Source organism: Streptomyces sp. NK08204 (assembly GCF_020400585.1).
Lineage (GTDB): Bacteria > Actinomycetota > Actinomycetes > Streptomycetales > Streptomycetaceae > Streptomyces.
Genome location: NZ_JAINVF010000031.1, coordinates 54,184 through 77,959, shown reverse-complemented (window position 1 = coordinate 77,959; position 23,776 = coordinate 54,184). Strand labels below are relative to the sequence as shown.

General features: G+C 72.0%; 24 protein-coding genes and 2 pseudogenes. 14 read left to right on the top strand and 12 right to left on the bottom strand.

Annotated elements, in window-relative coordinates; translation table 11 throughout:
• From K7G59_RS30940 to K7G59_RS30930, 3 genes and pseudogenes are all read left to right on the top strand, one after another.
• A pseudogene (locus K7G59_RS30940) lies at window positions 1–596 on the top strand (glucose-6-phosphate isomerase); the annotation flags it as partial.
• Window positions 597–598: 2 nt separating this feature from the next.
• Window positions 599–1,477 carry a phosphogluconate dehydrogenase (NAD(+)-dependent, decarboxylating) gene (gnd, locus tag K7G59_RS30935; RefSeq protein ID WP_225839997.1) on the top strand — a complete coding sequence of 293 codons (879 nt, stop codon included), beginning with the start codon at window positions 599–601 and terminating at the stop codon, window positions 1,475–1,477.
• Between the two features lie 231 nt (window positions 1,478–1,708).
• Window positions 1,709–2,374, top strand: a complete 666-nt coding sequence (locus K7G59_RS30930) for a TetR/AcrR family transcriptional regulator (protein ID WP_225839996.1) — start codon at window positions 1,709–1,711, stop codon at window positions 2,372–2,374.
• Window positions 2,375–2,422: 48 nt separating this feature from the next.
• Here the strand turns inward: K7G59_RS30930 and K7G59_RS30925 are convergent, their stop codons facing one another.
• A complete protein-coding gene (locus tag K7G59_RS30925) occupies window positions 2,423–3,019 on the bottom strand; it encodes a TetR/AcrR family transcriptional regulator (RefSeq protein WP_225839995.1) in 597 nt (198 codons plus the stop codon).
• Between the two features lie 99 nt (window positions 3,020–3,118).
• Here K7G59_RS30925 and K7G59_RS30920 point away from each other — a divergent pair, with 99 nt between their 5' ends.
• Window positions 3,119–4,003, top strand: a complete 885-nt coding sequence (locus K7G59_RS30920; RefSeq protein ID WP_225839994.1) for an NAD(P)-dependent oxidoreductase — start codon at window positions 3,119–3,121, stop codon at window positions 4,001–4,003.
• 1 nt (window position 4,004) lies between these two features.
• Here the strand turns inward: K7G59_RS30920 and K7G59_RS30915 are convergent, their stop codons facing one another.
• The gene (locus K7G59_RS30915) at window positions 4,005–4,442 is read right to left on the bottom strand and encodes a PPOX class F420-dependent oxidoreductase (RefSeq protein ID WP_225839993.1); all 438 of its coding nucleotides are present in this window, start codon (window positions 4,440–4,442) and stop codon (window positions 4,005–4,007) included.
• Between the two features lie 186 nt (window positions 4,443–4,628).
• Window positions 4,629–5,564 carry a LysR family transcriptional regulator gene (locus K7G59_RS30910; protein WP_225839992.1) on the bottom strand — a complete coding sequence of 312 codons (936 nt, stop codon included), beginning with the start codon at window positions 5,562–5,564 and terminating at the stop codon, window positions 4,629–4,631.
• A gap of 138 nt (window positions 5,565–5,702) precedes the next feature.
• Between K7G59_RS30910 and K7G59_RS30905 the strand changes: the two genes are divergently transcribed.
• The 4 genes from K7G59_RS30905 to K7G59_RS30890 all read left to right on the top strand — a co-directional run bounded on the left by K7G59_RS30905 (window position 5,703) and on the right by K7G59_RS30890 (window position 9,710).
• Window positions 5,703–6,950 (top strand): MFS transporter, encoded by a 1,248-nt coding sequence (locus K7G59_RS30905; RefSeq protein WP_225839991.1) that lies wholly within the window; start codon window positions 5,703–5,705, stop codon window positions 6,948–6,950.
• Between the two features lie 125 nt (window positions 6,951–7,075).
• Entirely contained in the window at window positions 7,076–7,675 is a 600-nt protein-coding gene (locus K7G59_RS30900; protein WP_225839990.1) for a cysteine hydrolase family protein, read from the top strand.
• Between the two features lie 93 nt (window positions 7,676–7,768).
• The gene (locus K7G59_RS30895) at window positions 7,769–8,263 is read left to right on the top strand and encodes a cupin domain-containing protein (RefSeq protein ID WP_225839989.1); all 495 of its coding nucleotides are present in this window, start codon (window positions 7,769–7,771) and stop codon (window positions 8,261–8,263) included.
• 223 nt (window positions 8,264–8,486) lie between these two features.
• Entirely contained in the window at window positions 8,487–9,710 is a 1,224-nt protein-coding gene (locus K7G59_RS30890) for a serine hydrolase (RefSeq protein WP_225839988.1), read from the top strand.
• Window positions 9,711–9,761: 51 nt separating this feature from the next.
• On the opposite strand, the gene ribA is transcribed toward K7G59_RS30890, so the two are convergent.
• Window positions 9,762–10,421, bottom strand: a complete 660-nt coding sequence (ribA, locus tag K7G59_RS30885) for a GTP cyclohydrolase II (protein WP_225839987.1) — start codon at window positions 10,419–10,421, stop codon at window positions 9,762–9,764.
• A 37-nt stretch (window positions 10,422–10,458) separates the two neighbouring features.
• Between ribA and K7G59_RS30880 the strand changes: the two genes are divergently transcribed.
• Complete coding sequence (locus K7G59_RS30880) at window positions 10,459–11,247, top strand: creatininase family protein (protein WP_308295107.1); 789 nt, start codon at window positions 10,459–10,461, stop codon at window positions 11,245–11,247.
• A gap of 185 nt (window positions 11,248–11,432) precedes the next feature.
• Here the strand turns inward: K7G59_RS30880 and K7G59_RS30875 are convergent.
• From K7G59_RS30875 to K7G59_RS30855, 5 genes and pseudogenes are all read right to left on the bottom strand, one after another.
• A pseudogene (locus K7G59_RS30875) lies at window positions 11,433–12,374 on the bottom strand (lysylphosphatidylglycerol synthase transmembrane domain-containing protein); the annotation flags it as partial.
• Window positions 12,371–13,513 (bottom strand): class I SAM-dependent methyltransferase, encoded by a 1,143-nt coding sequence (locus tag K7G59_RS30870; RefSeq protein WP_225839985.1) that lies wholly within the window; start codon window positions 13,511–13,513, stop codon window positions 12,371–12,373. The gene K7G59_RS30870 and the pseudogene K7G59_RS30875, both read right to left, overlap by 4 nt.
• Window positions 13,510–14,670 carry a glycosyltransferase family 4 protein gene (locus K7G59_RS30865; protein ID WP_374114312.1) on the bottom strand — a complete coding sequence of 387 codons (1,161 nt, stop codon included), beginning with the start codon at window positions 14,668–14,670 and terminating at the stop codon, window positions 13,510–13,512. The genes K7G59_RS30870 and K7G59_RS30865 overlap by 4 nt, the downstream gene beginning before the upstream one ends.
• Window positions 14,643–15,041 carry a 6-carboxytetrahydropterin synthase gene (locus K7G59_RS30860; protein WP_225839983.1) on the bottom strand — a complete coding sequence of 133 codons (399 nt, stop codon included), beginning with the start codon at window positions 15,039–15,041 and terminating at the stop codon, window positions 14,643–14,645. The genes K7G59_RS30865 and K7G59_RS30860 overlap by 28 nt, the downstream gene beginning before the upstream one ends.
• A gap of 131 nt (window positions 15,042–15,172) precedes the next feature.
• Window positions 15,173–16,156 (bottom strand): zinc-binding alcohol dehydrogenase, encoded by a 984-nt coding sequence (locus K7G59_RS30855; RefSeq protein WP_225839982.1) that lies wholly within the window; start codon window positions 16,154–16,156, stop codon window positions 15,173–15,175.
• Window positions 16,157–16,262: 106 nt separating this feature from the next.
• Between K7G59_RS30855 and K7G59_RS30850 the strand changes: the two genes are divergently transcribed.
• Window positions 16,263–17,042: a CDP-alcohol phosphatidyltransferase family protein gene (locus K7G59_RS30850; protein ID WP_225839981.1), complete on the top strand. Its 780-nt coding sequence runs from the start codon at window positions 16,263–16,265 to the stop codon at window positions 17,040–17,042.
• Between the two features lie 61 nt (window positions 17,043–17,103).
• Here K7G59_RS30850 and K7G59_RS30845 read toward each other — a convergent pair whose 3' ends face one another.
• Window positions 17,104–17,814 (bottom strand): YcnI family protein, encoded by a 711-nt coding sequence (locus K7G59_RS30845; RefSeq protein WP_225839980.1) that lies wholly within the window; start codon window positions 17,812–17,814, stop codon window positions 17,104–17,106.
• A 40-nt stretch (window positions 17,815–17,854) separates the two neighbouring features.
• A complete protein-coding gene (locus K7G59_RS30840; protein WP_225839979.1) occupies window positions 17,855–18,469 on the bottom strand; it encodes a hypothetical protein in 615 nt (204 codons plus the stop codon).
• 650 nt (window positions 18,470–19,119) lie between these two features.
• On the opposite strand from K7G59_RS30840, the gene K7G59_RS30835 reads away from it, so the two are divergent.
• The 4 genes from K7G59_RS30835 (at window position 19,120) to K7G59_RS30820 (ending at window position 22,431) form a co-directional block, all read left to right on the top strand.
• A complete protein-coding gene (locus K7G59_RS30835; protein ID WP_225839978.1) occupies window positions 19,120–20,355 on the top strand; it encodes an MFS transporter in 1,236 nt (411 codons plus the stop codon).
• A gap of 212 nt (window positions 20,356–20,567) precedes the next feature.
• Window positions 20,568–21,545, top strand: coding sequence for a MarR family transcriptional regulator (locus K7G59_RS30830; RefSeq protein WP_225839977.1), 978 nt, complete (start codon window positions 20,568–20,570; stop codon window positions 21,543–21,545).
• A gap of 39 nt (window positions 21,546–21,584) precedes the next feature.
• The gene (locus K7G59_RS30825) at window positions 21,585–21,998 is read left to right on the top strand and encodes a roadblock/LC7 domain-containing protein (protein ID WP_225839976.1); all 414 of its coding nucleotides are present in this window, start codon (window positions 21,585–21,587) and stop codon (window positions 21,996–21,998) included.
• A 19-nt stretch (window positions 21,999–22,017) separates the two neighbouring features.
• Window positions 22,018–22,431: a hypothetical protein gene (locus K7G59_RS30820; RefSeq protein ID WP_225839975.1), complete on the top strand. Its 414-nt coding sequence runs from the start codon at window positions 22,018–22,020 to the stop codon at window positions 22,429–22,431.
• A gap of 122 nt (window positions 22,432–22,553) precedes the next feature.
• Here the strand turns inward: K7G59_RS30820 and K7G59_RS30815 are convergent, their stop codons facing one another.
• A complete protein-coding gene (locus tag K7G59_RS30815; protein WP_374114311.1) occupies window positions 22,554–23,717 on the bottom strand; it encodes an ABC transporter substrate-binding protein in 1,164 nt (387 codons plus the stop codon).
• Window positions 23,718–23,776: the final 59 nt, after the last annotated feature.

The window sequence follows — 23,776 nt, the reverse complement described above, 5'->3', positions numbered from 1 at the left end:
CGGTGGACCGCGCCGGGCGCCCCGTGACCTGGCAGACCGGGCCGGTCGTGTGGGGCACTCCGGGCACCAACGGGCAGCACGCCTACTACCAGTTGATCCACCAGGGCACGAAACTGATCCCGGCGGACTTCATCGGCTTCGCCCGCCCGGTCGCCGAACTGAGCGACGATCTCAAGGGCCAGCACGACCTGTTGATGGCCAACTTCTTCGCCCAGACCCAGGCACTCGCCTTCGGCAAGACCGCCGACGAGGTCCGCGCCGAGGGCGTACCCGAGGAGCAGGTGGCGCACCGCACCTTCCGCGGTGACCACCCCACCACCACGATCCTCGCCGGCGAGCTGACCCCGTCCGTCCTCGGCCAGCTCATCGCCCTCTACGAACACAAGGTGTTCGTCCAGGGCGCCGTCTGGAACATCGACTCCTTCGACCAGTGGGGCGTCGAACTGGGCAAGGTTCTCGCCAGGCGCGTCGAACCGGCCCTGACCGAGACGTTCACATCAGCCGCCGCCGCGGCCGGGTCCGTGCCCGGCCTCGACCCGTCCACCTCGGCCCTCGTCGCCGCGTACCGCACTCTCAAGAACGCTCAGGAGAACTGATCATGCAGCTCGGTCTCATCGGTCTCGGCAAGATGGGCGGCAACATGCGCGAGCGCATCCGCCGCGCCGGCCACACCGTCGTCGGTTACGACCGCAACCCCGAACTCTCCGACGTCAAGAGCCTCGAGGAACTCGTCGAGAAGCTGGACGCGCCGCGCACGGTGTGGGTGATGGTGCCGGCCGGTACGGCCACCCAGACCGTCGTCGACGAGCTGAAGGATCTGCTCTCGCCCGGTGACACGGTGGTCGACGGCGGCAACTCCCGCTGGACGGACGACGAGAAGCACGCCGCCGAACTCGGCATCAAGGGCATCGGCTTCGTCGATGCGGGCGTCTCCGGCGGTGTGTGGGGTCTGGAGAACGGCTACGCGCTGATGGTCGGCGGCGACAAGGAGCACGTGGACCGGCTGCAGCCGATCTTCGCGGCGCTCAAGCCGGAGGGCCCGTACGGCTTCGTCCACGCGGGCCGGGTCGGCGCCGGTCACTTCTCGAAGATGGTCCACAACGGCATCGAGTACGCCATGATGCAGGCCTACGCCGAGGGCTGGGAGCTGCTGGAGAAGGTCCACTCCGTGGAGAACGTCCGCGAGGTCTTCCGCTCCTGGCAGGAGGGCACCGTCATCCGCTCCTGGCTGCTCGACCTCGCCGTCAACGCCCTGGACGAGGACGAGCACCTGGAGGGCCTGCGCGGCTACGCGGAGGACTCCGGCGAGGGCCGCTGGACCGTCGAGGCGGCCATCGACAACGCGGTGCCGCTGCCCGCGATCACCGCGTCCCTGTTCGCCCGGTTCGCCTCGCGGCAGGACGACTCCCCGCAGATGAAGATGATCGCGGCGCTGCGCAACCAGTTCGGCGGGCACGCGGTCGAGAAGAAGGGCTGAGCACCGCAGGGGCCCACCGGACGAAGCTGCGCCCTCCCACCGACCAGGCACCGCGCTCGCGCAGCGCGGTGCCACGGCGTGGTCTCACCCCGTCACACCATGCCCTTCACCGGGCACCCTTCGCCGGGGTACCGCGACGGCGCCCCGCACCGGGGCTCCTTCTACAATCGCGGGCACGCATGCGGGCGATCCGGCCCGCACGCTTCGTCCAGCCGAAGGAACCCCAGCCCGATGACCAGCGTCGACGAACCGGTACGTCACGTCGTCCGGGTGCGTGACGGCGCCCGCACGAAGGACGAGATCCTCGACGTGGCGACCCAGGAGTTCGCGCGGGCCGGCTACGACGGGGCCCGGGTCGACGAGATCGCGGCCCGTACCCGCACCACGAAGCGGATGATCTACTACTACTTCGGCGGCAAGGAACAGCTGTTCACCGCCGTGCTGGAACGGGCGTACGAGCTGATCCTCGAGGCCGAGCGGCAGGTGGAGATCGACTACCTGGACCCGGTCGCGGCGATGCGGCGGCTGGCCGAGCTGACCTTCGACCACCACGAACGGCACCCGGACTTCGTCCGCCTGGTCGGCATCGAGAACATGCACGGCGCCCAGCGCATCGCGGCCTCCGGGAAACTGGGGAAGATCGGCTCCCCGGCGCTGGAGGTGATCCGCCGGATCCTGGCCGCGGGGCAGGAGCGCGGGCTGTTCACGGCGGACGCCGACGCGGTCGACGTGCAGGCGATGATCAGCTCGTTCTGCTTCTTCCGGGTCGCCAACCGGGACACCTTCGCCGCCCTGTTCGGCCGGGACCTGCTGGACCCGGCGCAGCGCGACCACTACCGGACCGTGCTCGGCGACATGGTGATCGCCTACCTCACGGCGGAGCGCGCCGCCGACTGAGCGCCGCCATCCGGCCCTGCCCCGCCGTTCACGGCCGGGAGCGGGGCGTCAGGTCGCCCGGTCCACGGCGGCGTCCAGGAAGGGCCCGAGTTCGCGGACCACGGTGTTCAGGGGCCGCACATCGCGTTCGGCGCGGGCCATCACGATCGCACCCTCCAGGGTGCTGATCATCAGCGTGGCGAGGGAGCCGGCACGTGTGGCCGGTACGCCCATGCCGATGAGGGCGTCGGCGAGCGGGCCCCGCCAGGAGGCGAAGGCGGCGGCAACGGCCTCACGGGTGGAGGTGCCGGTGTTCGCGCAGTCCACGGTCGCCGCCGCGACGGGGCAGCCGCCGGCGAAGCCTTCCGTCTCGTACTCGTCCGTCCACTGGGCGGCCATCGCGGCGAACAGGCCGCTCGGGGACGGCTCCTGCAGCCCCTCCAGGAAGCGCGCGATCCGTCGGCCGGCGTACCGTCCGGCCCACTGCACGGCCTCGTTGACCAGCTGTTCCTTGCCGCCCGGGAAGTAGTGCTGGAGCGAGCCGCGCGGCGCGTCGGCATGGGCGGCGACGTCCCGCATACCGGTCGCGGTGACCCCGTCGCGCCGGATGAGCTGGGCCGCGCTGAAGACCATCCGCTCGCGCGGTCCCCTCCGCGGCTGTGTCATGCCGTGCCTCCGATCGTCGCGCCCACTCTATGACTGGCGTCATAACGCCCGCTACTATGACCGCTGTCATAACCGGCCCGTGGACTGAAGGGTGCTCCCGTGCACGACAACGTCGGTTTCATCGGTCTCGGAGTGATGGGCCGGCCGATGGCCCTGCGGCTGGCCGCGGCCCGCACACCGCTCGTGGTGTGGAACCGGACCCCGCACCGCGCAGAGCCGTTGCGCGCGGCCGGGGCGGCGGTCGCGGCGGACGCCGACGAGGTGTTCGCGCGGGCGGGGACGGTACTGCTGATGCTCGCCGACGAGGCGGCGGTCGACACCGTCCTCGGGCGCGGCACCCCGGCCCTGACCAGCCGCGTCTCCGGGCGTGTCGTCGTCCATATGGGCACCACCTCACCCGAGTACTCCCGTGCGCTGGAGTCCGACGTCCGCGCGGCGGGCGGGCGGTACGTCGAGGCACCGGTCTCCGGTTCACGGGTTCCGGCGGAACAGGGACAGCTGGTCGCCATGCTCGCGGGCGAGGAGGCGGCCGTGGCCGCCGTACGTCCGCTGCTCGCACCGCTGTGCCGGAAGACGTTCGTGTGCGGGCCCGCGCCGAGCGCCCTGCTGATGAAGCTGGCCGTGAACCTCTTCCTGATCACCCAGGTGACCGGGCTGACCGAGGCGTTCCACTTCGCGGAGCGGCAGGGCCTGGACCGGCGGCTGTTCCTGGACGTGCTGGAGGCGGGCCCCATGGCCAGCGACGTCTCACGGATGAAGGCACCCAAGCTGCTGGACGGGGACTACGGTGTGCAGGCCGCCGCACTGGACGTGCTGAAGAACAACCGGCTCATCGCCGAGGCGGCCCGCGAGGCCCGCCTCGCCTCGCCCCTCCTGGACGTCTGCCACGCCCTGTTCCAGGAGACCGTGGCGCAGGGGCACGGCGGCGAGGACATGGTCGCCGTGCTCCACGCGATCGAGAAGCGGACCGCCGAGGCGTCGTAGATCAGCTCCTGGGCACCCCGTAGGCCCGCTCGACGTGCAGGCGCAGCACGAGCCGACGGTCACGGACCATGGCGGCCCGGAACTCGTCCCAGTCCGGGTGCTCACCGAGCACCTCCCGGTACAGGCGGACCAGCTCCTCCACGGTCTCGTCGTGCGGCTCCCGGGCGACCGGGGACAACTCGGCCGTGCCCTCGGCGACGGTGTACGCCCAGCGGTCGGCGCTGGTCACGTGGTAGGAGGCCCGGGGGTCACGGCGCAGATTACGGGTCTTGGCCCGGCCGTCGGTGACGGAGACACGAATGATCCGCTCGTCGGGAAAGTAGGCGTGGCTGACGTTCGACAGCTGAGGCCGGCCATCACGCTTGAGGGTGACCAGCACACCACCATGTCCCTCGGAGAGCAGCTTCAGCAGGGTGTTCTGTGTCGGGTCCTGACTCATGTCCGGATCAACCCGCCGGGGCGGGGAACGCATTCCCCCCGGGTGAGGCGCACGCTCCGCAGGTACACCCCGACACCTGCGGTAGCGGCGCCCACCGTCGTGCAACTGCCGGCCGGGACGGCGTTGTCCGTCCGCGCGGATCACCGTCCGCCGATCCGGCCGCGTTGATCGCGGGCGCGGAGGCGTTCAGCTCGGAACCACCCAGCCCGGCCGCCAGGTGCCGGCGGCGTCGTGGCCGGCCGCTGTGGCGGCGAGGTGGGCGCGGAGGGTGGCCAGGGCCGGGTGGGGGTTGTCGCGGTGCCAGAGGAGTGAGTGCGGGTAGACGGGTGTCGGATCGGTCACCGGGATGCGGCGCAGGCCGTGGCCCGCGGGCCAGACCAGGCGGGTCTGCCCGCCCATGAAGGTGGCCAGGGCCGGGGTGTCGGCGACGGTGTCGAGGAGCGCGTCGGAGCCGAAGTTGGGGCCGGTCGCCTCGATGGTGAGGCCGAACTCGGCGACGAGGTCGTCGTAGTAGGCGGCCCACTCGGTACCGGGGACGATGCCGGGCATCCAGATCCGGTGCCCGACGAGCTGAGCGACAGTCACCGACCGGACGTCCGCCAGCGCGTGGGCCGGGCCGGTGAGAAGCTCGAGCGGCTCGTCGAGCACCCGGACGGACTCGATGTCCTCGGGAAGGGGCCGGCCGGGCTGGGCGACGGCGCGGAAGGACGCGTCGATCGCACCGGACCGGATGGCGGCGACGGCCGTCTCGATGTCGAACAGCATCACCACGTCGAGGTCGATCTCGGGGTGCGCGTGGTGGAAGCCGCGCATCAGGCCCGAGGGCGCGACGCGCGAGGCGATCACGTCGACGCGCAGCGGACGACGGCCGGTGCGCACGGACGCGACCGCGCGCTCGGCGACGCGCAGCAGCTCGCGCGCGTGGGGCAGGAACGCCTGCCCGTCGATGGTCAGCTCGGCGCCGCGGGGCGTGCGGGTGAACAGCCGCACGCCGAGGTCGCGCTCCAGCGCGGCGATGCGCTTGGAGACAGCCTGCTGGGTGATCGACAGGTCGGCGGCGGCCTTCTGGAACTGGCTCGCTTCCGCGACGGCGGCGAAGGTACGTACGGCTTCGAGATGCACGCCGACCCACCTTAGTGAACAACGAATGGTTGTGGATGATCGACAGGGTGGTTGTTTGACCTGCTGCTGTCCATCCCGCTTAGCTCCCCCAGATCAACGTCGGTTTGTTCGAGTGGGACTTCAAGGGGCGCGCTGAGCATGATGGGCAGGAGACGGTTGGGCCGGCAGTTCGGCTGGCTGTGGGCGGCGTACGCGGTGAGCGCGTACGGCTCTGGGCTGGGATTCGGGGCATTACCACTGATCGCCGTGCTGGTGTTGCACGCCGGCCCCGCCGAGGTGTCCGCACTGTCCGCGGTGGGGCCCGCGGTGGGCGCGCTGATCGCGGTGCCGCTCGCGCCGTGGGTGGAGTTCCGGCGCAAGCGCCCGGTCATGATCGCGATGGACCTGACCCGGTTCGCGGCGATGGCGACGATCCCGGTCGCCTACGCCTTCGGCCGGCTCGGTCTCCTCCAGCTGCTCGTGATCTCAGCCGTGGTCGCCGCAGCCAAGATCGCGTTCAACGCGGCCGGCGGCGCCTGTCTGAAGGCACTCGTACGGCCGGATGACCTGCTCGTGGCCAACGCGCGCTTCGAGTCGACGAACTGGAGCTCCATTGCGGTCGGGCCACCGCTGGGCGGGGCGGCGATCGGTCTGTTCGGGCCGGTCACCACCGTGGTGGCCGACGCCCTCAGCTACCTGCTCTCCGCGCTGGGCATCACCGCGATGCGAGGCCGCGAGGAAGCCGCGCCGCGGCCGGCCGGTGAAGGCCGGGTCCGTGCGGGCGCAGTGCTTGACGGCTGGCGCCACATCATGGGCGATCCCGCTTTGCGGGCGCTCTACCTCAACAACATGATCGTCTCCGGTCTGATCATGGCCACCGAGCCGTTGCTGGCCGTGCTCCTCCTTCGCCGGCTGGGGTTCCCGCCCTGGCAGTACGGCCTTGCCTTTGCCGCTCCCTGTCTCGGCGGGCTCATCGGCTCCCGGCTGGCCGGCCGTGTCGTGGCCCGCTACGGCCGGCACCGGGTCTTCCGGACCGTCGGCACCCTGCGAGCCGTCTGGCTGATCGGCCTGGCCTTCGTCCGTCCCGGCGTCGTCGGCCTCGTCACCGTGATGGCCGTCGAGCTGGCGATCATCATCAACATGAGTCTGTACACCCCGGTGCTTGCCACGTACCGGCTCGAACGCACGCCCAAGCAGCTCGTCGCCCGCACCCTGTCGGCCTGGTCGATCGGCCAGCAGACGTCCATCGCCGTCCTCACCGCGCTCTGCGGGCTGCTCGCCGACGTCACCAGCCCACGCACCGCTCTCACGGTCGCGGGACTGCTCATCCTGGCCACCCCGCTCCTGCTTCCCCCACGCGACCAGACGTCGCAGCACGAACCGGAACCGTCCCCTGGCCACGCATGACGCACCGCGGCTCACCGCCGAAGCCCGCAGACCGCAGACCGCAGACCGCAGACCGCAGACCGCAGCTGAGACGCCGGCGCACGTCCGCATCGGCCGAGCACACCACCGGCAAGGAGCACCGTCGTATGAACACCGCCCCCGCACTCGACCCCGCGCACACCGCTCTTCTCGTCCTGGACTGCCAGCCCGCGATCCTGGCCGCGCTGCCCGACGGTGGGGACCGTGAAGCCCTGCTCGGTCGTATGGAAGGAGCCGTCGCCGGCGTGCGCGCACACGGCGGCACCCTCGCCTACGTGCGCGTCGGCTTCACCGAGGCCGACTGGGACGCGATCCCCGCCGCCAACAAGTCCTTCGCACCGCTGGCCCGACACCGCGTCCTGCACCACGAGGACCCTGCCACTGCCGTCCACGAGCGCCTGGCTCCCCAGGACGGCGACATCATCGTGCGCAAGCTCCGCTACGGCGGCATGTCCACCACCGACCTCGACCAGCAGCTGCGCGAGCGCGGCATCACCACTCTGGTCGTCTCCGGCGTCAGTACCAGCGGCGGTGTCCTGTCCACCGTCATCGACGCGGCCGATCGCGACTACCAGCTCTGCGTCCTGTCCGACGGCGTCGCCGACCCAGACCCCGAAGTCCACAACGTCCTGCTCCACAAAGTCCTCCCCTCACGGGCCCACATCATCGACACCGCCGAGCTGCACGCCCTGCTCCGGGCCGACTGACTCGAACCACGGGAACAGCCCCGGTGAACGTTCACCGAGTCGGTGCGGGGTGACGCACCCACGTCGGATGAGGACGGGGGCCACAATGCAGTCATGAATGATCAGGCCCAGGCCCCCGTTCGCCCGCTTCTGCGTCGTCCCCAGGACGGCGAACTCATCGACGTCGCCGGTGTCGAGCACTTCTTCCGGCTCACCGCGGAGCACACAGGCGGGCACTTCGCCTTCGAGGAGTTCAGCCTGGCCCCCGGCACGATCGGTGCCAGGCCGCACGTCCACGACGGGCACGACGAGTACTTCTACGTCCTCGAGGGCGAGCTGACACTCCATACCGGAGACGGCGAGGTGACAGCCGGCCCCGGGCATCTGCTCGCCGCCACCCGCGGCACCCCGCACGGCTTCCGCAACGCGGGTTCGGTCCCCGCACGCGCCCTGTGCCTCTACACGCCCGCGGGCTATGAGAACTACTTCCGCGACGTCCACGCCGCCGTGAGCGCCGGGGCCAGGGCGACTGACGAGCTCCTGGCGGAATTCCGCAGCCGTTACCGCACCAGCTCCTACCAGCCGCCTCACACACACCGCAGTAGCTGACCGGCCGGACCTCGACCGGAGACCAGTACCGCATGGATTCGTGGGCCCGCCGGGCTGGTGGCCATGGCGGCGAGTGCGGCTGGTCGACGGTGGCGGTGAACCAGTCGCGGCGGCCTGCCGATTCCTGGATCATCTGGTCGACCGGGGCTTCTCCGCCGACTCCCGGTGTCCCGCGGGGACGATGGGCGCCGGGCGTACCCCTTGACGTGACCGGAGGCGAGCGATGGCACAGCTGAGGCAGGAAGTCGAGCCGGGAGGGGCCGGGCTGGATGCGAAGGCGCTGGACCGGCTCGACCGGCACTTCGCCCGATACGTCGACGAGGGCCGGCTGCCCGGCTACCTGGTGGCCGTGACCCGCGGCGGCCTGGTCGCACACCTCGGCATGTACGGCCGGCGTGATGTCGCGGCAGGCCTGCCGGTCACGGCGGACACGCTCTGGCGGATCTACTCCATGACCAAGCCGGTCACCGCGGTGGCGGTGCTGCTGCTGATGGAGCAGGGCGCGCTGACCCTGGACGATCCGGTCGACCGGTACCTGCCCGCGTTCGCCGACCCCCAGGTGTACACCGGGGGTTCAGGAGCGAAGACGCGCACTCGGCCGGCCGGAACTCCGATCCTGGTCCGGCATCTGCTCACCCACACCGCGGGGTTGACCTTCGCGTCCTACCACCGTCATCCCGTCGACGCCCTGTACCGGGAGGCGGGCCTGGAGTTCTCGGTGCGGCCGGGCGCCGATCTCGCCGAGACGGTCGACGTGTACGCGAGCCTGCCGCTTCAGTTCGAGCCGGGAACGCAGTGGAACTACTCGGTCGCCTCCAATGTGCTGGGCCGGCTCGTCGAGGTGGTGTCGGGGCAGCCACTGGACGCGTTCTTCGCCGAGCGGATCCTCCGCCCGCTCGGCATGGTCGACACCGGGTTCCACATCGTGCCCGAACAGGCCGGGAGGCTCGCCGAGTTGTACCGGGAGACGGAGGACGGTGGGATCGAGCCGGTGGCCGGGCTGCCGGTGCACGGCCGGCCGCGGTTCCTGTCCGGCAGCGGCGGGCTCGTCTCCACGGCGTACGACTTCCACCGTTTCATGGAAATGCTGCGCCGGGGAGGCGAGCTGGACGGCACCCGGCTCCTGTCGCCCCGCACGGTCGAGCTGATGTCCCGCAACCAGCTGCCCGGCGGCGCGATCCTGCGTGACTTCGGCGCGCCCGTCCACCAGGAGGCCGCCAACGACGGCCTCGGCTTCGGCTTCAACGTCTCGGTGGTGGTCGACCCGGCCCGCACCCTCGCCCCGTCCGGCCTGGGCACCTACGGCTGGACCGGCGCCGCCACCACCGCCTTCTGGGTCGATCCGAGCCATGACGTGACCGTACAGTTCATGACCCAGGTACGCCCGAGGACGCTGAAGGTCTTCCCGGAGCTGCGGCGGCTGGTGCACGAGGCACTGGAGCGGTGAGCGCCGACCGGGAGTCCCCGGGAAGCCAGGGCACCGGTCGCGGCCGGCGTCTCAGGAGCCGTGGGCGACGGCGTCCAGGTGGGGCAGGTGGTGGTCGAGGCGCTCCCGTTTGGTACGCAGATAGGTGATGTTGTTCTCGCACGGCTCGATCAGCAGCGGCACCTGCTCGGCGACCTGGATGCCGTGCCGGACCAACGCCTCCTGCTTGCGCGGGTTGTTGGACATCAGCCGAACCGAGCGCACCCCGAGATCGTGCAGGATCTCGGCGGCGACGCCGTAGTCGCGGGCGTCGACGGGCAGGCCGAGCGCGAGGTTCGCCTCCACCGTGTCCAGCCCCTGTGCCTGCAGGGCCATGGCGCGCAGCTTGGCGAGCAGGCCGATGCCGCGGCCCTCGTGGCCCCTCAAGTAGAGGACGACGCCGCTGCCTTCGGCTACGACGGCGCGCAGCGCGGATGCCAGCTGGTCGCCGCACTCGCAGTGCCGGGAGCCGAACGCGTCCCCGGTCAGGCACTCGGAGTGCAACCGGGTCAGCACGTTCTCGGTGCCGATGTCACCGTGGACGAGGGCGACCTGTTCGTCACCGCGGCCGTGGTCCAGGTAGCCGATCGCCTGGAACTTCCCGTACACGGTGGGCAGCGGCGCATTCACGACGCGTTCCGCGCCCGATCGCCGTGGGGACTTCTCGCGGAGTGCACCGCTGTGTGCTGTCATGATCTGGTTCCTCGAACAGACGAAAGGCCGGAAAGAGATGAGTGGTTCGGGCGCGCGGGCGACCGCCTTCGGAGTAATGCCGGCGGACACGACGGAAGACGTACGGGCCCGGGGAGCGGACGGTTCAGCGCAGATCGCCGTCCTTCCCGTCGGGAGTTTCGAACAGCACGGTCCTTTCCTTCCCCTGGCGACGGACACGCTCGTCGCCTGCGCCGTGGCGCGGGCGATCGCCGCCGCGTACCCGGTGCAGCTCCTTCCCCCGGTGACGCTCTCCTGCTCGCACGAGCACGCGGCCTGGCCGGGGACCGTCAGTATCTCCGCCGTGACCCTGCACGCGGTGGTGGCCGACGTCGCGGCCTCGCTGCGCCGCTCCGGTGTCGACGCGCTGGTCGTGGTCAACGGGCACGGCGGCAACTACGTACTGGGCAATGTCGTCCAGGAAGCCTCCGCGCGCGGGGAGCGGATGGCGTTGTTCCCGGCCGCCGAGGACTGGGAGGCCGCGGCGCGCCGGGCCGGGGTGGTCACTTCGCTGCTCACCGACATGCACGCGGGGGAAATCGAGACCTCCGTCCTGCTGCATGCCCATCCTGAATTCGTCCGCCCCGGTTACGAGTCCGCGGATTTCACGGCCGACGACCGCCGTCATCTGCTCACCTTGGGAATGTCCGCCTATACCGAATCGGGTGTCATAGGCCGTCCTTCTCTCGGTTCGGCGGAAAAGGGGCAGGAACTGCTGGCTGCCCTCGTGGATTGTTTCGGGGCGTATGTCGGACTGCTGACCTCCGGCGAGGACCCGGGGCGGGCAGGGGGGAACGCAGCAGGGTAGGAAGGGGGGAGGACAGGGGGAACGGCTTCGGGGACGGCAGGGGATACGGCTTCGGGGACGACACGGGAGTTGGTACAGGGGTCGGCGCGCGGCCCGGCCCACCGGCGTGCGACGAGGACGACCACGCCGGGCAGGCTCGCCACGAAGCTCAGCACCCCGTAGACCACGGCGACGGCGACCCCGCTGCCCGCCCCGAGCCCCGCCGCGCCGAAGGCCCAGGCGGTGACGCCCTCGCGCGGGCCGAAACCGCCCATGTTCAGCGGCAGGCCCATGGCGAGAAGGGCGAGTACCGCCGGCGGCAGCAGGACGGCGACGGGGGCGGCGCATCCGGCGATCCGTGCGGCGAGGACGAACATGGCGAGGTGCCCGGCCAGTACGACGGCGGAGGACAGCGCGATGCCCGGGCCGCCCCGGCGGGACAGCAGACCCCGGCGGACGTCGCCGACAACGGAGTGCAGGGCACCGCCCCCCGAGGAGGGCGCGCGGTTCATGCGGACGGCGACGACGACCGCGAGCACGCCCACCGCACCGAGCGCCACCGGCGGGACGGATCCGCGCACGGTGTCCCGCACCGGGGACGGCAGCACGAGCAGCAGCCCCGATCCGCACACCGCCAGCGCGACCTGTCCGGCGACCCGCTCCAGGACCACCGCGTTCACCCCGCGCCGCATGTCACCGGCGTTGCGCCCGTGCCGTACCGCGCGGTGCACGTCGCCGACCACCCCTCCGGGCAGCGCCGCGTTCAGGAACAGCGCCCGGTAGTAGTCCGCGACGGCGGGCCCGAGCGGCAGCCGGATGCCCAGCCCTTGGGCCACCAGCTGCCAACGCCAGGCGCTGCACACCGTGGTGACCGCGCCGATCACCGACGCCTCGAGCACCGTCGCCGCATCGATCCGCCGCAGCCCGTCGAGCAGCACACCGGTGCCCAGCTGCCACAGGACGACGGCGAGGATGACACCTCCGGCGACGGTGCCGACGTGGGCGCGCAGAGTGGACAGACGGGTACGGGCGGCGGGCCGCGCGGGTGCCGGCGCCCGAACCGGCTCCGGCACCGGCACCGGCACCGATACGGCATCGTGCAACGGCTGCTTCGACTGTGTCCCGGTCGCTGTCGTTCGCGTGCTCATGGGGCACCGTCCGCCGGCCGGGCCAGCGCGAGCAGGTCGCTGTGGTGGACGACCACCCGCAGTTCGCCGGCCTCGCACGCGGCCAGCCGCTCCTGGAGGTAACGCTCGGCGGCCCCAGCCAGCCGGGGCCGCTGTTCGACGGCCGCGCCCACCCAGCCGCGCAGCCACTGCGCCGTCAGCTCGGACTGTGCGGGCCCGAGCCGCCAGAGGCTGGGATGCACCCGTACCGTCGCCCCGCGCTCGGCGAACGCCTCGCCCGCCACCGCCGCCGCGTCCGGCCCGAGCAGCCCGGTGCGCCGCTGGTGGGCGTTGAACGCCTCGGTGATCTCGGCGTCCAGCGGGTCGGACGGGCTGAGGTCGACACGGCCGGCGACGGACAGGGTGAACAGCGCTGAGCAGCCTGCCCCGGCGCAGGCGCCGACGAGGGCCACGACCTCCTCGCGGGTGAGTACGTCCAGCAGCGCGGAGGCGGTCACCAGTGCGGCCCCGGCCAGCGCCCGCGCGGTCAGCCGGCCCACGTCACCGCACCGCGTCTCGACCGTGACCCGGCTGCCGTCGGCGGCCGACCGCGGGGACGCGACGGCGGCGAAGTGCAGCAGGTGCGGGTCGCGGTCGTGCAGGATCCAGTGCTGGGCGCCCTCCAGGCGGGGCGCGAGCCAGCGGCCCATGGAGCCGGTGCCGCAGCCGATGTCGTGCACGACCAGCCCGCCCGCCGGGCCGGGGCCGGACAGGCGCGACGGGCCCGGCCGGCCGGACAGGCCGCTCCGCAGCGGGTCGAGCAGCTCGTGCGCCCGCGCCGCCGCGTCGGCCGGCTCGCGCAGCCGCAGCCACTCCGGCGCATACCGGGGCGGCCCTTCGGGGCGCCGGTCGCGCAGCCGTACGGTGTCCTGCTCACCGGGCGGGGCGAGGGGCCCGGCACCCGCGAGGACCCGCGTGGCGCGGGGACCGGCCACCGGACGCGAGGTCAGGTCCGCCTGCGCGGCCCCGGAACCCGGGCCGCCCTCCCCCGCCCCGGTCCCCGTGCCCCCGGCTTCCGCGCCGGGTCCGCCGTGCGGGCCCCGCCTCTCCTCACGCGGCCGGCCGCGGTCCTTCGGCGCGGCGCCCTCGTCGGCGGGCTGCTCTTGCGTCCTGCTGTTCATGCCGCCCTCCGTGGTGTGCCGGGGAGCCGGTGCAGGACCGCGGCCAGGCTGCGGGCGGTCGTGGCCCAGCCGTCCAGGGCCGAACGGCGGCTGATCGCGGCGGACTTCAGACGACGCCGTACGTCGGCGCCGCCGAACCAGCGGCGCAGTTCGGCGGCGAGCGCGGCGGGTTCCTGCGGCGGGACCAGGACGCCGGGCACACCGCCGTCGGGGGCGCGGCCGAGTGCCTCGGGCAGGCCGCCGACGGCGGTCGCGAGGACGGGGACGCCGCGGGCGAGGGCCTCGGTGACCGCCATGCCGTACGTCTCGGCGCGGGAGGCGAGGACCATCAGGTCGGCGGCGGCGTACGTGGCGTCGAGCGCGGCGCCGAAGCGCGGCCCGGTCAGGTGCAGCCGGTCCGTCAGCCCGTGTTCGGCGATCAGTGCACGCACGCGGGCGACGTACGCGGGGTCCTGGCCGAGTCCGCCGACGCACTCGCAGGTCCACGGCAGGTCCCGTACCGCGGCGAGGGCCTCGACCAGCCGGTGCTGGCCCTTGCGCGGGGTCACGGATGCCACGCACAGCAGGCGGGAGACGCCGTCGGTACCGGGCGCGAGGGGGGCGATGTCGGTGCCTGGCGCGGCGGCGTGCACCCGTTCGGGGGCGAGTCCGTGATGCGAGACCAGGCGGCGGACGGCCCAGTCGCTGGTGGCGACCACCGCGGGCACCGCCCGCAGCACGTCCCGCTCGCGGGCGTCCAGACGGGCGGCCAGGGCCGGTTCGAGGCCGGTCTCGTCACCGAGGGGCAGGTGCACCAGCACCGCGAGCCGCAGCCGCCGCGCCTCGGGGACGACGATCTCGGGGGCCGCGCAGCCGACCAGGCCGTCGAGCAGGACGACGGAGTCGTCCGGCAGGGCCGCCAGGGTGCGGGCGAGGCGCTCGCGGTCGTCCCGGGCCGGGCACGGCCAGCTGCCGGGCGCGGTGTGCCGCTCGGCCCGCCAGCCGAAGCCGGGCAGGTCGAGGCAGACCCGGCGGTCGTAGGCGTTGCCGCCGCTGGGCGCGGCCGGGTCGTCGACACCGCCCGGCATGACGAAGTGCGCGGTGCGCAGGGACGTGGGGGCGGTCCCGGCCTTCGGGGCAAGGGGGACAGTCACAGGCCACGCTCGTAACTCGCCCAGGCGATGTGCGACTCGTGCAGCGTGACCATGATGCCCGCGAGGCCCTTGGCGCCTTCGCCGAGGGCGCCCTTGTGGACCCGTTCGGCGAGCCGGTCGGCGATGACCTTGGCGAGGTACTCGGTGGAGGTGTTGATCCCGGCGAACTCGGGCTCGTCGTCCAGGTTGCGGTAGTTCAGCTCGCCGACGACGCCGCCCAGTTCCCGGGTGGCCAGGCCGATGTCGACGACGATGTTGTCCTCGTCCAGCTGCTCGCGGCGGAAGGTGGCGTCCACGAGGAAGGTGGCGCCGTGCAGTCGCTGCGCGGGCCCGAACACGTCGCCGCGGAAGCTGTGGGCGATCATGATGTGATCGCGGACGGTGATGCTGAACAAGGAACGATCCTCCAGGTGCGCGGCGGCTGGCACCCCCCGGCGGTTGCCTGACCGGTTCCCTGACGGGGGCTGACGTGTAGTACGGCTCTTCGCCTTCCCGTGTTCAGCCCTGTCTCACCCTTTTTCCCGGGTCAGGGCGCGTCGCCGTACCGGATGCGGTGGCACAGCGCCGGGATCCGGCCGGACGCCAGCTTCGGCATGACCTCGGGGAGTTCCTCGAAGGCGCTCTCCCCGGTGATGAGCGCGTCCAGCGCCGGATCGGCGAGCAGGTCGAGGGCGAGGGCCATCCGGTCGGCGTGGGTGCGGCCGGGGCGTGCGGCCGGGGAGACGGTGCCGACCTGGCTGGCGCGCACGGCGAGCCGGCGCGAGTGGAAGTGCTCCCCGAGCGGCAGCGCGACGCGCCGGTCGCCGTACCAGCTCAGCTCCACGACCGTGCCCTCGGCGGCGAGGAGTTCGAGGGAGCGGGCGAGGCCCGCCTCGGTGGCGCTGGCGTGGACGACGAGGTCGCAGGCGCCGAGGGCGTCCGCGGGGGTGGCGAAGTCGACGCCGAGCGCCCCGGCGGTTCGCGCGCGGGCCGGGTCGGCGTCGACGAGTTGCAGTCGTACCCCCGGGAATCTGGCGAGCAGCGCGGCCACCGCGCAGCCGACCATGCCGCCACCGACGACCGCGATGCGGTCGCCGGCCAGCGGCGCGGCGTCCCACAGGGCGTTGACGGCGGTCTCCACGGTCCCGGCGAGCACGGCCCGTCCGGCGGGCACCCGTTCGGGCACCACGGTCACCGCGCTCACCGGGACGACGTAACGGCTCTGGTGCGGGTACAGGCAGAAGACGGTACGACCGACCAGCGCGTCCGGCCCCTGCTCCACCACCCCGACGTTCAGGTAGCCGTACTTCACCGGACCGGGGAAGTCGCCCTCCTGGAAAGGTGCCCGCATCAAGGTGCGTTGGGAGTGGGGTACCCCGCCGCGGAAGACCAGCGTCTCCGTGCCCCGGCTGATCCCGGAGTACAGTGCACGCACCAGCACCTCGCCCTCGGCGGGCTCCGGCAGCGTGAGGTCGCGCAGCTCGCCGTGGCCGGGCGAGCGGAGCCAGAACGCGCGAGCCGACCGGTTCACCGGCATCCTCCTGAACGATCGGGTAGCTGTTCACGTACCGAGAAGTGCACAGGCCGCGCACAGTACGCGGCGTCGATCGGATCTGTCACTCGGCGGAGGGTGGGCGGTGGCCCTGAACAACACGTATGACGCGCGGCCGGTCCAGCAGGAGACCGCGGTGGGGGCGGGTGTGCAGCTGCTGCTGCTCGCCCTGCTCGGCACGGTGATCGGGCTGGGGCCGGCCGGCTGGCTGACGGGGCTCGCGTTCGCGTTCGCCACCTGGGCGGTCCTCTCCCGCGCCCTGCTCCGCTCCCGGCCGCGTTCGTTCGGGCCCGCCAACCGGGTCACGCTCGGCCGGGCCACCCTCGTCGGCGGCGTGACGGCGCTGGTCGCGGACTCCTTCCAGAGCTCACCGCCGGTCACCGTGCTGGTCGCCCTGACAGCGGTGGCACTGCTCCTCGACGGCGTCGACGGCAAGGTGGCCCGCCGCACCGGCACCTCCACCGCGCTGGGTGCCCGCTTCGACATGGAGGTGGACGCGTTCCTGATCCTGGTACTGAGCGTGTACGTGTCGATGCGGCTGGGCGCGTGGGTGCTGCTGATCGGCGGTATGCGCTACGCGTTTGTCGCCGCGGCCCGTGTGGCCCCCTGGCTGAACGCCCCGCTGCCGCCGTCCTTCGCGCGCAAGACGGTCGCCGCGATCCAGGGCGTCTGCCTGCTGCTGGCGGGCTGCGAACTGCTGCCCCACCCGGCGGAAGTCGCGGTCGTCATGCTGGCGCTGGGTTCGCTGGTGTGGTCCTTCGGCCGGGATGTGCTGTGGCTGTGGCGCACCTCCCGTCCGCTCGTGCAGGAGGCGCGGGCGAAGGCACGGGCGGAGCAGGGGCCGCCGGTGCGGGCTGCTCGCTGAAGACACCGGGAGGGCCCGGACCGGCGGCCGGGCCGGGCCCCTTCGTCTGCCGGTGCCGCGGTCACGAGCGCGCTGAGCGGCTCCGTACGACGGCGAAGCCCGCCGCCGCCAGTCCCAGTACGCCGGTCACGAGCCCGGCGATGCCCAGGCCACGGGCGGTGGAGTCGCTCGCGTCGGCCTCCTCGGCAGCCCGGTCGGCGCCGGGCGTGGCTGCTGCCGCCGGCGTCCGGCCACCGGCCGTGAGCTTGATCACCGGCGCCGGGTTCTCCTGCTCTTCCCCGCCGGCCGGTTCCTCGATCCAGCGGGCGACCTTGCCGTCGGAGTAGGTCTGGAGCGTCTTGAACGTCAACTGGCCGGTGTCGTCGGGCAGCTGTCCGAAGGCGATGTCGAAGTCCTCGTACTGCCCGGCGCCGATCCTCCCGCCGGTGAAGGTGATCTCGGAGACGGCCTCGGTGACGGTGCCGTCGTCGGTCCTGACCGGTGTTCTGAGCCTGGTGGTGGTCACCTTGGGGGTCCAGCCGTCCTGCGGGCGGACCAGGACGCCGAGGACGGGGTGGTCGGTGGGCAGGAAGACCTGCACCTTGGTGGTGGCGGCGCTGTCCTCCTCGTTGGGGACTCGGAAGGTGAGCACGCCGTCCGTGGCTCCCCCGGGGTAGCTCTCCGGGTGGACGGTGACGTGCGCGGAGGCGGCGCCGGCCGCCGTGAGGAGTCCGGCGGCGGCCAGGGCGGTGACGGCTGCGGCGCGGCGCAGCGCCGTGCGGGGCGTGGACATGGGTGAGTTGAACTCCGTACGACTGAAGGTTGTCGGCAGGTCAGATCGGGTACGGAAGCGGGGTCGGAGGTCCACGGCGGCTGACCGCGTGCCGCAGCGCGGGCCGGAGGGCCCGCCCGGGGCCGGCCATGGCTCGCAGGGCACGTCCGGCGGGTGTGGGCAGCGGAGCGCAGCGCCACCAGGCGAACAGGCCGGGTACGAGGGCGGCGGTGCGGCGCAACAGCGACCACAGTGCGGCCTCGCCCCGCCGCAGCCACCAGGCGGCGACGAGGGCGGCGAGGAGGTGGGCGGGCAGCGCATGCAGATGGGCGCTCGCACCGGTCGGACCGGCCGTGGCGTGCGCGGTGTCGATACCGCGGTCGGGTGGGGACGCCGTGCGCGCCGTGGCGGCGGGGACGGACGGACGGACGACGGCGTCGAAGGCGAGGTGCAGGGCCGCCTGAACGCCGAGCATCGCCCCGCCGATCCCCGGCAGGGACCGCTCCCGCCCGCCCAGGGCCCAGCCGAACCCGAACACCGCGAGCCATCCGGCGCCGCAGGCCCACCACGGCGGCACGACATCCGTGCCCAGCCCGTGCCCGGCGACGGCCAACAGCACGCACATCGCGGCGAACACCGCGGCGCGCAGCCCTCTTGTCGCCGCCGACGCACTCATCGTGGGGAATCCTCCCACGGCGGGATGGTGCGGGGGCGACCGTTGTCAGGTTCCGGCGAGCGGCGCCCCCGGGCCGGGCCCTGTCGGCCCCTGCGCCCCGTCGCCGGAATCTTCCTTTTCTCTTCCCGGGCACTTCGTCCACTGAATGCCGTCGGCGCGGGGGAACTTACCGACGATTCCGTTCCGCCCCTTTTCTCCGACACGTCGGGCGGGGCCCGCCGACGAACCGACTCGGCATTTTCCGGACATTCATGCATAGGAAATCCACAACTCGGGTGCCGCCGCCGCACGCAATGCACGGGATCGTCACGGAGGAACCGACCGGCCGTCACCATCCCTTGAATTGGCCGAAAAGCATCGTACGTTCCCCCTGGTGGGGAGCACACCGGAGGACGTCTCACCGCCGAGCGCCCATGCACGAGAAGTCACGGTGAAGCTCCGGGACTTCCTGGGAGAACACACCCGCGGACGACCTTGAGTAAGGCTTTTGGCCGGAAAAGCAAGGGTGTCGCCGGAAGTCCCCGGGCGATGCCGGGGCAAGGAGGACGGTGTGAAAGTAGCCGCACGTCTTCGCACTTCCAGGCCGACGGGCCTAATCTGTTCCGGACGCAGCGTGAATGGTGCGCGGCAGGTGGATGGATTGGACTCGATTGGACACACAAAAGGGGCAGAAGACGGGGTTCGCCGCGTTGCGCCGGAGGGGGGCGATCCCGACCGCGGCTCTGATTCTGATCGCGGGCACACTGTTCTCCCGGATCGGTGACTCCCTGGCTTCCCTCGGCCTCGTGCTGGACGCCGCGGACAAGGGCATCGACTTCGGTGTGACCGAGGTGTTCCTGGCGGAGTTGGTGCCCACGGTCGTCGCCGCGCCCGTCATCGGCATGGTGGTGGACCGGTTCAGCGCACGGTCGGTGTGCCTGTGGTCGCTGCTGGCCCAGTCCGTGTGCCTCGCCGCGGCCACCGGGCTGCCCGGTTTCCACCTGCGGGTGGGACTGATCGCGCTGTCGGGTCTGGCCGGAGTGGCATCGGTGGCCGCCGGGTTCAAGATGCTGCCCGCCGTCGCGGGCGAGGAGCACACCGGCCGGGCCAACAGCCTGCTCACGGCGGGACTGTCGGCGGCGAGTCTGATCGGGCCGGCGCTCGCGGGCTTCCTGCACTCCGTGTGGAACACGGCCGTACTGCTCGGCGCCGACAGCGCCTCCTTCCTCGTCCTCGCCTGGTGCACGGCGCGGGCGGTGCCCCGCGCCGTGGACGTCGTGATCGGCCGCAAGCCGGCGTCGAAGCTGTCGGACGGCTACCGGGCGCTGCGTGACGCGCCGGTCGTCGGCTCGCTGATGCCCGCCCTCGCGGCGGCCATGCTCGCCACCAGCATCGAGGTCGTCGCCGGTGTCTTCTATCTGCGGGACGTGGCGGACGGCAACGACACCGTCTTCGGTCTGTTCCTGGCGACCTGGGCGCTGGGCAGCATCCCGGGCGCGCTGCTCGCGGGCCGCGCGGGCTGGGCGGACCGGCACACGGCGCTGATCCTGGGCGGTGTCCTCGGCATATCGCTGGGTCTGCTGTTCGCCGGGCTGATCCCGGTGGCCTGGGTGCTGTTCCCGCTGTTCCTGCTGGGCGGGTTCGGCAACGGCGTGTGCAACGTGGGCCTGCGCAACGCGGTGCACTCCCATGTGCCGTCGGAGGTGCACGGCAGTGCCTGGGCCTGCTTCCAGGCGCTGTCCCGTTCCTGCATCGGCCTGGGCTATCTGCTGGGCACCCCCAACAGCCTGGTCTCCAGCCGGGGCCAGGTGATCGTCTCCGGGGCGATTCCGCTGGCCTCCGTGGTCTGGGCGGCGCTGGTCACCCTGCGCCGCCGGCAACCCGCCCTCGGGGAGGCGTCCGGCTGATCCGCGCCCCGGGATTCGGGCGCGCAGGACAGCAAGCGCGCCCGAATCGATCAACTGCGCACTGGGGAACGGGCGTTGAACGGCGAAATGCTTCAACTTCCGTCACCTGGGGACAACGAACGCGATCCCGGCCGGAACACATTCCACGACTGCTAGACATACACCCCTCGGAGTGACGCGTCAGGCGTGTGTGCGACAGGTCAAGGGGTGTGATGTCGGATTCTCGGATCGCCCTCGACCGTGCCGGATACGCGCTGCTGTCGCAGACCCTCACGGAGTGCGGACGGAACGCGGTCACCGGGGCTGTGCGAGTGTCCGGTCGGCCGGGCGGCTGCTTCCACCTGCGGAACGGACACGTGGTCGCCGTCGAGAGCCCCGGCGCCCCCGGGCCCGAGGCGCTCCTGCTGCGCTCGGGGCGGGTCAGCGCCGAGCAGTGGGACGTACTGCTGGGCGAGCCCGGTGCCGGACGCTGGCCGGAGGAGGGGCTCGTCGCCCACGGGTACGCGGGGGCCGCCCAGCTCAGGGTCGTGCGCATGATGGCACTGCAGGACGCCGTCTTCGCGGTCGTCGCGGGCCGGGTGGAGCGTGTCGAGCCGCTCACCGAGTGGTCGCTCCCGCCCACGGCGGTCGCCGTCGGTGAGGCGCCCCTGCGGCTGCTGCAGGAAGCGACCCGCAAGCTCACCGCCCTCGCCGCCCTGCCCTGCCCGGTCCTGCCCGACCGCGAACGCCCCGTCCCCGCGCCGGGAACCGACCCGGACGACGAGCGACTTCCGCCGGTTCGGCGGGAGTTGCTCACCCGCGCCAACGGCCGCCGTACCGCCCGCGACCTGGCCTTCCTCACCGGCCGCAGCGTCTACCCCACCACCGTCGAACTCGCCCGCATGCTCGCTGACGGCCTCCTGACCTGCCTGGACAGCACCACGGCCGCCCTTGCGATCCCGGTGCGGACACCACCGACGGGCATGCTGTGCCCGGTACGCCCGCGCAGGGCCATCGGGCAGGTCGTACGGCCGGAAGAAGCCGTGCCGACCAGACCACCGCAACCACCGCAACCACCGCGCGAGTTGCCCCGGCGTGAGCCCGGGACCAGTGGCATCACCGAGTCTCTCGCCTCCGCTGAGCGCGAGGCGGGCTGGAAAGGGTTCTTCCGCCTGCGTCACCGGATCTGGTCCCCGGATGCCGGCACCTGACCCGTGCGGCGAACCATGAGAACGTCAGGGAGTTCAGCAATGGATCACAAGGCCTTGGCCATGGAAATGCGCGGTCTGCGCGAACAGGTCACCGGCATCACGGACACGGCGGTGGTGGCCGCCGACGGACTGCTCATCGCCGCGGACACCGCGGACTCGATCGACCCGGAGGGCCTTGCCGCGATCGCCGCCGCGGGGCTGGGTCTGGCCCGCCGCACGGCCGAGGTGACCGGACGCGGCACTCTGCGCCAGACGGTGGCGTACGGCAGCCACGGCTGCGCCGCCTTCTACGCGGTGGGGGAGACCGCGTTGATGGTGGTCCTGGGTGACGAGGGCATCGACATGAACCGGCTCCACGAGGAGGCACGGCCCACTCTCACCCGTATCGACTCGATCCTGACCGTGCCCGCGAAGGCGTCGGTCGCCTCCGCACCGAAGACCGGGGTGGTGTGAGCCGGTGCCGGCCAAACACATGACATCCGGTTTCTCCGACCAGGTGATGAGCCTGGTCAAGACCCTGCGCACCGAGGCGCCCGACTGCGTCGCCTCGGGCGTGGTCGACATGGCGACCGGGATGCTGTTGTCGTACGAGACCGTCGACAACCACCCGCCCGAGGTCCTCGACCTGCTGGCGGGCGCCACCCTCGACCTGTTCCAGGGCCGCACGGTCGTGATGATCGAGGACGTGTTCAAGGAGCGCCGGGGCGTCGCCAACGACCAGCACTTCTTCCAGGAGATCCTGGTCAACAGCGAGAACCTCACCCACCTGTTCATCCGTATGAACGAGCAGCAGGACGTCGTGGCCGTCGTCGTCTGCCGCAAGTCCGTGAACGTGGGCATGCTGTTCGCCCAGGCCAGGCGGGTGGTGCAGAACCACAGCCTCTGAGCACGCACCCAGGGCGTGGGCCCCTTCCGGCGCTGCAGGGGCCCACGCCCGACGACTGGGGGGAACCCGACGGGCGACGGGCGACGGGCGACGGGGAACGCGTGCCCCGTGGCCCGTCCCGGTCAGCCGTGGACGGCCTTCGCCCAGCCCTGGGTGACCGTCTTCCTCGCCTTCTCCAGTTGCGTGTCCGTCGGGAACCGTGGTGTCCCCTCGACCGTCGGCAGTCGTGCGGCTGCGGCCTTGTCGAGGGTGCCGTCCCGCCTCATGACCTCCATGAGCACGGGACGGGCGTAGCCGGCCAGCCGGAGGTTCTGGCCCTCCGGGCTGAAGAGGTACTCCTGCCACAGGCGGGCAGCCGCCGGGTGCGGGGCGTTCTTGTTGACGGCCAGCGCGGAGTACTGGGCGAAGCTGCCGTCGAAGGGAATCACGACCTGCCAGTTCACGCCCCTGTCGCGGAGCTGGTCGGCGTAGTGGAGGTTGATGTAGTCCCAGTTGATGCTGACGGGCGTCCGGCCGTCCTCGACCGTTGCCGCGCTGGAGTGCAGGGGGTTGAAGTTGCCGATCTTTTCCAGCTCGGCGAAGAAGTCGAGACCGGGCTGGATGTCATCGAACGACCCGTGGTTCGCCAGCGCCGCAGCGTAGACGCTCGCGAAGGCCGTGGCCGAGCGGGGCGGGTCGCCTTCCAGCGCCACCTTGCCCTGGTAGGCGGGCTTCAGCAGATCGGCGAAGGTCTCCGGACAGATCTTCACCCGGTTGGCGTCGCAGCCGATGGAGATGTAGCCCCCGTAGTTGTTGTACCAGCGGGCCTTCGGATCCTTCTGGTCACGGGGGATCGACCCGTAGGCGGCGACCTTGTACGGCGCGAGCAGGTCCTGTGCCGCCGCGTTGCGCGCGAACGTATCGCCCACGTCGATGACGTCGGGGGCTGTCGGCCCCTTTCCCCTCTTCTTCACGGTGTCGATCTCGTCCTCGCTGTGGCCATGCGGATCCTCGACCGTGACCTTGATCCGGTACTTCTTCTCGAATCCGTCGATCAGGGCCCCGTACGCGGCCCAGTCGCGCGGCAGCGCGATCGCTGTGAGCGCGCCCTCCTTCTCCGCTGCGGCGATCAGCGCGCGCATGCCGCCCACGTTCTCGGCGGAGGTGGCCAGCGACGGCTTCTCGAGTCTGGCGGTCGATGGGTTCCCGCAGGCACTCAGGCCCAGTGCCAGCAGAGCGCAGCAGCCGAAGACGGCCGCCGGGGAGAATGCCCGGCGCCGCCGTGGCGCGGTCGTGGTGTTCCGCAGGCCGCCGGGGGCCGCGGGCCGAGGTGCTCGGGTCTGCGCGCACGCACACGCCGACCGGC

What these genes read in the sequence shown, in the direction of transcription:
- gnd (WP_225839997.1), top strand. Translation starts at nt 599, where the DNA reads ATGCAGCTCGGTCTCATCGGTCTCGGCAAGATGGGCGGCAACATGCGC.
- K7G59_RS30930 (WP_225839996.1), top strand. Translation starts at nt 1,709, where the DNA reads ATGACCAGCGTCGACGAACCGGTACGTCACGTCGTCCGGGTGCGTGAC.
- K7G59_RS30925 (WP_225839995.1), bottom strand. Translation starts at nt 3,019, where the DNA reads ATGACACAGCCGCGGAGGGGACCGCGCGAGCGGATGGTCTTCAGCGCG.
- K7G59_RS30915 (WP_225839993.1), bottom strand. Translation starts at nt 4,442, where the DNA reads ATGAGTCAGGACCCGACACAGAACACCCTGCTGAAGCTGCTCTCCGAG.
- K7G59_RS30905 (WP_225839991.1), top strand. Translation starts at nt 5,703, where the DNA reads ATGATGGGCAGGAGACGGTTGGGCCGGCAGTTCGGCTGGCTGTGGGCG.
- K7G59_RS30900 (WP_225839990.1), top strand. Translation starts at nt 7,076, where the DNA reads ATGAACACCGCCCCCGCACTCGACCCCGCGCACACCGCTCTTCTCGTC.
- K7G59_RS30895 (WP_225839989.1), top strand. Translation starts at nt 7,769, where the DNA reads ATGAATGATCAGGCCCAGGCCCCCGTTCGCCCGCTTCTGCGTCGTCCC.
- K7G59_RS30890 (WP_225839988.1), top strand. Translation starts at nt 8,487, where the DNA reads ATGGCACAGCTGAGGCAGGAAGTCGAGCCGGGAGGGGCCGGGCTGGAT.
- ribA (WP_225839987.1), bottom strand. Translation starts at nt 10,421, where the DNA reads ATGACAGCACACAGCGGTGCACTCCGCGAGAAGTCCCCACGGCGATCG.
- K7G59_RS30880 (WP_308295107.1), top strand. Translation starts at nt 10,459, where the DNA reads ATGAGTGGTTCGGGCGCGCGGGCGACCGCCTTCGGAGTAATGCCGGCG.
- K7G59_RS30870 (WP_225839985.1), bottom strand. Translation starts at nt 13,513, where the DNA reads ATGAACAGCAGGACGCAAGAGCAGCCCGCCGACGAGGGCGCCGCGCCG.
- K7G59_RS30845 (WP_225839980.1), bottom strand. Translation starts at nt 17,814, where the DNA reads ATGTCCACGCCCCGCACGGCGCTGCGCCGCGCCGCAGCCGTCACCGCC.
- K7G59_RS30840 (WP_225839979.1), bottom strand. Translation starts at nt 18,469, where the DNA reads ATGAGTGCGTCGGCGGCGACAAGAGGGCTGCGCGCCGCGGTGTTCGCC.
- K7G59_RS30830 (WP_225839977.1), top strand. Translation starts at nt 20,568, where the DNA reads ATGTCGGATTCTCGGATCGCCCTCGACCGTGCCGGATACGCGCTGCTG.
- K7G59_RS30825 (WP_225839976.1), top strand. Translation starts at nt 21,585, where the DNA reads ATGGATCACAAGGCCTTGGCCATGGAAATGCGCGGTCTGCGCGAACAG.
- K7G59_RS30820 (WP_225839975.1), top strand. Translation starts at nt 22,018, where the DNA reads ATGACATCCGGTTTCTCCGACCAGGTGATGAGCCTGGTCAAGACCCTG.